The following is a 6,527-nucleotide window of genomic DNA, read 5'->3' on the forward strand; positions in this document are numbered from 1 at the left end:
CCTTTTGACTGCCTACTCAATGTATTTTCTCCTAAAGAAGTAATCGCTAATATAGGAATATTAATTTCTCCACAGATATCAGCAATTTTCAAAACATTCTCTGTTTCTCCAGAGTAAGAGATAATGATCGCTAAATCCCCAGTCATCATGCAACTAGACTCATAAAGTTGATAATTCAAATTAGAAGCAATGACTACACGTTTGCCTATCTTCATCATTTTCTCTTTGAATGATTGCGCCTGATTTAAAGCTGTTCCAAAAGAATAAATATAAATTGTCTTGGCATGAATGATTAATTTTTTGGCTTTGGCTAAGTCATCATGCATTAAGATTGAAAGAGTATCTTCAATCGTATCTTGATGCAATGAAGCTACTTTATTTGCTATATTCATCATGCTATCTGTTTTTTCAAAAGGAAAATTTGCGTTTACTTTCCCATATTGTTGCTCAATATAACTGAATTCTTTTAGATACTGAACTTTGAATTCTTCAAATCCACTAAATCCAATTTTTTTGCATAATCGAACAATCGTTGTAGGAGAGGTATATGTCTGGTTTGCAATCCATCTAGTTGACTTTCCAGCCATCTCAGGACCCAATGAAATTAAAAAAATCGCCACATTTTTCTCTGTTTCGGTCAATTCATCGTTCATATTTAGTTTATCTATAATTAACAAAAGACCATCTCCTTTTATCATAATGTGATACCCTGAATTATTTATACCTATACAAAAATAGTCCATTGCTATAATTTTTTTCGAATTTAGTACTTTTTGTTGCGTTTCAGACCCCAACTGGTTGAAAAACCCAACTCGTTTAGTTAAAACTGGGCCCTTCAGCCAAATTTGGGCGCACTAGTCCTTTGAAAAGAAAATCGATTTTAAATTTGGACACTTCATTTACCAACAGAGCTGCTGGAGATTTCCGTGGACTTGATAGAACAGTTACTGATAAATATGATAAGAGCTGATTTTCAGCAGAAACATTGGTTGAATAATTGGTGATGATGCTTTGAGTTCATCTGCTTCGGGTGAAGATTTAATACAGATCTGGTGTTCTTTTGACCAGCTTTTTGCTTAGTAGTATGTCGAAGAGTAACCGATTTTTTAATTCCAATGAGCATTCCATAACAACTTCCTAATTGAAGTTTATCGAAAGGCGAATCTTAAAGAATCAATTCTAATTGTCTGTACTCTTTTGAATGCTAATTAGCTAGTTGATGGATATGTGTTCACGATTCGTTTCCTCCAATTTATTGAGATAACGATAAATGGTTGTACGCGAAACATTCCATCTTTCGGCAATTGTTTTAATAGGTGTTCCATTATCGATCAACGTCTTCATAAGTTCCAAGTCACTTTTGCTTAACTTTTCGGGGCGTCCACCAAACCTGCCTCTTGCGCGTGCAGCTGCACGTCCGGCTGCAGATCGTTCCAGAATTAGATTCCGCTCAAATTCCGCAAACGCTGCAAACAGATGGAACATTAATTGACCAGTTGAGCTTGATTTATCCATCGTGATATTTTCTTGTAAGCTGTGAAAACTCACGCCACGATTGTTCAAACGATTGACGATCGTAATCAAGTCTTCCATATTTCTCCCAAGCCGATCTAGTCGCCAAACAACCAGTGTATCCCCTGAACGAACAAATTCAATCGCTGTTTCTAATCCTGGGCGATTGCTCTTTGCGCCACTCATGTGATCTGTAAAAATTTTTTCACAGCCAAATTTTTCTAGACTATCTTCCTGGAGATCCAAATTCTGTAATCCAGTAGAAACACGTGCGTATCCAATTTTCAAAAAATCACCTTCTTTTTTTATTTCATTGTACCATAACTTTATCAAGGGTGATTAAGTGGACATAGAATTTGTTACGGGTTTATGGACACTTATTTCAGCTTTTTTAAAGAAAAATAGTACAAAAAGAGTAGTGTTCAGAAATGAACCATTTTCTGGACACTGTGTTTGCTTTTACGCCACTCGCAAAATTTGCTCAGCAACAAATCAATCTGGCCATGAACCTATTGAAGGACCATTCCTAAGGGTACTACTTACTTAATTGAATAACATAAGGTGCTATTATGTCTATAAGCAAAAGGGGGTGTCTCATTTTAGTTTGAGACACCCCCCTTTTAAGTTCTATCTATAGTTCTTCTCCATTTGTAGTAATTACCTGCTTATACCAATCAAATGATTTTTTCTTGCTTCTCTCTAAAGTACCATTGCCATAATCGTCTTGATCAACGTAGATGAAACCGTAACGTTTAGACATTTCAGAGGTACTTGCACTAATTAAATCGATACAACCCCAGCTTGTGTACCCAATAAGATCTACACCCTCTTTGATCGCTTCGTTCATTTGCTCAATATGTGCACGCATGTAATCAATACGATAATCGTCGTTGATTGAGCCGTCTTCCTCTACTTTATCATAGGCTCCAAGTCCATTTTCCACGATAAACAACGGTACTTGGTAGCGATCATACATTTTCTTTAAGGTAATACGCAATCCTTTAGGATCGATTTGCCATCCCCAATCAGATGACTCTAAATAAGGGTTTTTCACACCACTAAAGAAGTTCCCTTTTTCCTTCTTCTTATCAGGTGCTCCGCTAGCCACCATTGACATATAGTAACTAAAGGATAAGTAATCCACTGTATGTTGCAGTAAAATTTCTTCATCGCCAGGAAGCATGTCAATCTTAATATCATTTTCTTCAAAATAACTTAACATGAAGCTTGGATAATACCCACGAACCTGAACGTCAGTGAAGAATAGGTTCATTTGATCCTCTTTCAGTACTTCTAATACATCATCCGGACTGCAAGTTTCTGGATAGACTTCCATACGAGCTAGCATACAACCAATCATGGCATCAGGGATCATTTCATGACAGGCCTTGACCGCTCTGGCACTTGCTACAAACTGATGATGTAATGCTTGATAAACCGCTTGTTCCTTGTGTTCTACCTCATCTATAAGAATACCACTACCAATATATGGAGACATCGTTGAAACGTTGATTTCATTGAACGTTAACCAGTATTTCACTTTTCCTTTGTAACGATTAAACACCGTTTCTGCATAATGAACAAAGTATTCAACTACGCGTCGATCTGTCCAGCCATTGTATTTTTGAACTAATGTAAGTGGAATTTCATAGTGTGATAACGTCACAAGTGGCTCAATTCCATACTTCAATAATTCATCGAATACTTTGTCATAGAAAGCTAACCCTTCTTCGTTTGGCTCCCTGTCATCACCATTTGGAAAAATACGAGGCCAAGAGATGGACATACGGAATGTTTTGAAGCCCATTTCTGCAAATAGTGCAATATCTTCTTTATAATGGTGGTAGAAGTCGATACCGCGACGTTTCGGGAAGTTGTCGCCACCTTTTCCTGCTAAAAGATCTTCTAATTCTTTTTTGCTTCTGACATCCATTTCAATTTCATTTCCACGCTCTTCTTTTGGTACAAATTGAACCATATCAAAAATGGAAAGGCCTTTGCCCCCCTCGTTGTAAGCTCCTTCTAATTGGTTTGCAGCCGTAGCTCCACCCCATAAAAAACCTTTTGGAAATGCCATATTGTATTCCTTCTTTCCGACTTTTTTGTTTCTGAGTTTTATTATAATTTAGTGATGCAAAAAAAACTGGTCAAAAGGAGACCAGTTCACGGCTAAGAAGAATGTTGCTATCGGAATCAATGGAACAATACATCAAACAGTCTTAATAACGTTTGACTACTCACAGCACTATTTTCAATTTTTCCACACTGTAAAATTTCATCAAATAATTCTAGATGTTGATGTGGCTCCGAGAAGGTAATAAGTAATTTCTTTCCCTTTGTCCTTTTAAGTTTTTCAAATAAGAGGAATTCCTCTGATAGTAAGTATCCCTGTATAGAAATAGTGATAATCATATCTTCCTCTGTCAATATGTCCAGAACATCCATTTGTTTAAAAATATTTGTATTACATTCACAAAATTTCCCTGCAAGAAGTATTTTTTTTTGTAACTCCAAAGCTTGGATTTGATGCTTTTCAAAACCTAATATAACAACTCTACGGGATTTGCTGATTTGTTTTACGATCCGCTCAATCTGTTCCCTTGGGATATTTTCAATTATTTCCACGTTTTCCTTTAATTGCTCTATAAACCTATCTCCACTTAGGTCAATATCGTTCTTTTCAAGAGGTGCCCCATTCTTAATTACAGAATTTCTTAAGTTTGAAAAATTTCTAAAACCAATTCTTTTGCAGAACCGATTAATTGTAGAAGGAGCTACATTACATACCTCTGCTGCTGTTTCTAATGAAAATCCCTCAATCTTATGAAAATTTTCGAGCAGAGTTTTCGCTATATGGTAGTTAATATCCTTATCAAGAGAATTATTTATGTATGCTAAAAGATTATAAATCAATGTTTCCACATTTCCCACCTCAAGTGAATCATTCATAGTATTTTATTAATAGTATCGATTCTCCAGTTCTTCAATTGATTTCAAAGGTAGGAATTCTACCTAGGAGATTATCATCATCCTTGTATTGCTGATGGACTCTAATCTGAGTTAGGTGAGGTTTATTCTTCCTCAACAAATTCGATTTTTTGGTCGATATAGGTGATAATATCTTGTAGGTCTTGAATTTTTTTCAGTGTCGCAGCCTTTTGTTGCTTCAAAATAGTCAAACGTTGGTCTTTCGTTTCTGGACCTGCTAAATAAAGGTGCGTGTAAGCTTGGATTTCTTCCAAAGATAGACCCGTTTGCTTCATGCAAAGAACGAATTGAATTTGGTCCACATGGTTTTCATTATAGTCGCGCCGATTATTTATTTTTGGAACAGGTTCAATCAAGCCAATCTGCTCATAATAACGTAAAGTTGGGCTAGGTAGGCTAAAAAGTTCAGAAATTTCTTTTATTTTCATAGTGTTTCTCCTCAGTAGTCACAAATTTAGAATTAAAAGACTTGACTTAAAGTTAGCTTTAATTGATATGATCATATTATAAATAATGAAAGAGGGAAACACAATGAGAAAAGCAGTTAATCCTTTACAAGCAACTCGTGTTGCTCCAGCAGATGAGTATTATATTTTCGATTTAGACACGACAGTCGTACGTGAGCATGTCTATTATTCGACTCGCTATGGTGTGGAAATCGCAGCTGATTTGTACTATGCCAAAGATTTAGATAAGTCTGTCAAGTATCCCGCCTTGGTTGTAGGACCTCCATTTGGTGGTGTTAAGGAGCAAGGGCCTGGCGTTTATGCCAATCAGTTGGCACAGCATGGCTTCGTTGTGCTAGCTTTTGACCCAGCTTATCATGGTTACAGTGGTGGTCAGCCTCGCTACACTGGTTCGCCTGATACTTACTTGGAAGATTTCAGTGCAGCAGTCGATTATATTGGAACCCTTGACTTTGTCAACCGTGATCAGATTGGTGCTCTCGGCATCTGTGCGAGTGGCGGTTTTGCTCTTGGGGCAGCAGCACAAGATGCACGCATTAAGGCAGTAGCGACAAGCGTCATGTACGATATTCCGTCACTTGCTGGCATGGCGACCGGAATTGACCGTGCGGTTCCGTTGGAGCAATACAGCCAACAACGTTGGACTGATTTTGAAAATGGCACAGCAGCGGTGGTCTTGCATTACCCAGAACAACCACAGACAGAAGTACCGGAAGACTTGCCAATGTTGCCAGAATTCTTTGATTTCTATGCTACAAAACGTGGTTGGCACCCACATGCCTTGACCAATATCACGGCAGTATCCAATCTTAGCTTTATGAATTTCCAAATTACTAATCATATTCATGAAATTTCACCGCGTCCAGTCTTACTTTTAACGACTGAAACAGCCCATTCACGTCCTTTCTCAGAAACGACGTTTGAGAAATTGCAAGAACCAAAAGAGCTTTATGTTGCTCCAGCAGCAGACCACGTTGACTTCTATGACCGTGTCGACCTGATCCCATTTGCTAAATTAGAAACATTCTTTAAAAACGCATTTGCCAACTAATACTTTTTTGTAAATAAACGTAACAAAAAACCCTCGAGAGTCGTATTTTCGAGGGTTTATTTGTTGTTACCTTTTTAGATACCATAATCAAAAATAACGTAATAGTCTAAATTCCATCCGTTTACTCCTATGCTTATTAGGTATGGTTAAGCATTTAATATAGGTAATTGATATTTAACTTCTAGCACCGTATGATTATATCGAATAGACAAAGCAGATATTCCTCGTTTTATTACCATTTGATGTCATGACAAGAAAGTCATTGCCTCAAATAGTGAATAAGTAAAGAAAACGCTTGCCTTAAAGTGGACTTTAGCGAGTAAAATAATAATGAACAACAGGACAATGGTGTTCAGTTTCATTCTTTTGTTCTATAAAAATAGAAGAGGAGTAACGACATGAATAAACGTACTTTAGGAAGCGTAGGATTAGTGACATCGGAATTAGGTTTTGGTTGTATGGGATTAAATCATGACAGAGGACCAGCCAAAGATCGAAATGAAATGATG

At 37.1% G+C, this 6,527-nt stretch carries 6 protein-coding genes; 1 reads left to right on the forward strand and 5 read right to left on the reverse strand.

Annotation, left to right across the window (positions count from 1 at the left end; genetic code table 11):
• The 5 genes from WBV27_RS03920 to WBV27_RS03940 all read right to left on the reverse strand — a co-directional run.
• Positions 1-698: MurR/RpiR family transcriptional regulator (locus WBV27_RS03920; protein ID WP_424199599.1), on the reverse strand; the 698-nt coding region annotated here is incomplete at its 3' end.
• Positions 699-1,212: 514 nt separating this feature from the next.
• Positions 1,213-1,800, reverse strand: a complete 588-nt coding sequence (locus tag WBV27_RS03925; RefSeq protein ID WP_424199601.1) for a recombinase family protein — start codon at positions 1,798-1,800, stop codon at positions 1,213-1,215.
• 343 nt (positions 1,801-2,143) lie between these two features.
• Positions 2,144-3,589, reverse strand: a complete 1,446-nt coding sequence (locus WBV27_RS03930) for a glycoside hydrolase family 1 protein (protein ID WP_424199603.1) — start codon at positions 3,587-3,589, stop codon at positions 2,144-2,146.
• A 116-nt stretch (positions 3,590-3,705) separates the two neighbouring features.
• Complete coding sequence (locus tag WBV27_RS03935; RefSeq protein WP_424199605.1) at positions 3,706-4,434, reverse strand: MurR/RpiR family transcriptional regulator; 729 nt, start codon at positions 4,432-4,434, stop codon at positions 3,706-3,708.
• A 149-nt stretch (positions 4,435-4,583) separates the two neighbouring features.
• Positions 4,584-4,928 carry a MerR family transcriptional regulator gene (locus WBV27_RS03940; RefSeq protein ID WP_424199607.1) on the reverse strand — a complete coding sequence of 115 codons (345 nt, stop codon included), beginning with the start codon at positions 4,926-4,928 and terminating at the stop codon, positions 4,584-4,586.
• A 103-nt stretch (positions 4,929-5,031) separates the two neighbouring features.
• On the opposite strand from WBV27_RS03940, the gene WBV27_RS03945 reads away from it, so the two are divergent.
• Positions 5,032-6,018 carry an alpha/beta hydrolase gene (locus WBV27_RS03945; RefSeq protein ID WP_424199609.1) on the forward strand — a complete coding sequence of 329 codons (987 nt, stop codon included), beginning with the start codon at positions 5,032-5,034 and terminating at the stop codon, positions 6,016-6,018.
• The last annotated feature ends 509 nt before the right edge of the window (positions 6,019-6,527 follow it).

Origin of the sequence: Trichococcus sp., assembly GCF_049589555.1 — a bacterium.
Lineage (GTDB): Bacteria > Bacillota > Bacilli > Lactobacillales > Aerococcaceae > Trichococcus.

Excerpts from the sequence above, each read along its gene's own strand:
- WBV27_RS03930 (WP_424199603.1), bottom strand. The coding sequence starts at position 3,589 with ATGGCATTTCCAAAAGGTTTTTTATGGGGTGGAGCTACGGCTGCAAAC.
- WBV27_RS03940 (WP_424199607.1), bottom strand. The coding sequence starts at position 4,928 with ATGAAAATAAAAGAAATTTCTGAACTTTTTAGCCTACCTAGCCCAACT.
- WBV27_RS03945 (WP_424199609.1), top strand. The coding sequence starts at position 5,032 with ATGAGAAAAGCAGTTAATCCTTTACAAGCAACTCGTGTTGCTCCAGCA.